The sequence below is a fragment of the Brachybacterium hainanense genome (assembly GCF_042434575.1).
Classification (GTDB): Bacteria; Actinomycetota; Actinomycetes; order Actinomycetales; family Dermabacteraceae; genus Brachybacterium; species Brachybacterium hainanense.
On the sequence record NZ_JBHLSV010000065.1, the window covers coordinates 1 to 501 of the forward strand.

1 protein-coding gene is annotated in these 501 nt (G+C 70.7%); it reads left to right on the plus strand.

Annotated features, from left to right (window positions below; all coding sequences use genetic code 11):
• Positions 1-247 precede the first annotated feature (247 nt).
• A partial coding sequence (locus tag ACFFF6_RS19955) for a hypothetical protein (RefSeq protein WP_376983275.1) occupies positions 248-501 on the plus strand: 254 nt, incomplete at its 3' end.

The following is a 501-nucleotide window of genomic DNA, read 5'->3' on the forward strand; positions in this document are numbered from 1 at the left end:
GCCGGAGGGCACTGCTGTGCCGATCCCGGAGGATGCGGTGGCCGGGGACTACACGGTCTCCGCCTCGGATCCCGACGGCAACTCCGGTGAGGGCGCGGTCTCGGTGTATGCCCCGGCTCTCGAGGCTCCGGCGCAGGCTCCGGCGGGTTCGGATGTGCCGGTGACGTCGACGGGATGGCTGCCGGAGTCTGAGGTGACTCTGCAGCTGACCGATCCTTCGGGTGCTCCCCTGGGTGATCCGGTGGTCGTGACGACTGATGCTGAGGGCGCGCTGCCGGAGGGCACTGTCGTCCCGGTTCCGGCTGATGCTCCGGTGGCCCCGGGCTACACGGTGGCGGGCACCGATGCCAATGGTGCGAACGCCTCGGCTCCTCTCGAGGTGCTCGATGCGGATGATGCCACCTCGCCGACGGTCGAGGTCTCCTCGCCGGTTCCGGCTGGTGGTGAGGCCGGTGTGGTCTCCGGCGGGTGGGAGCCCGGCAGCGAGGTCACCCTGCAGCT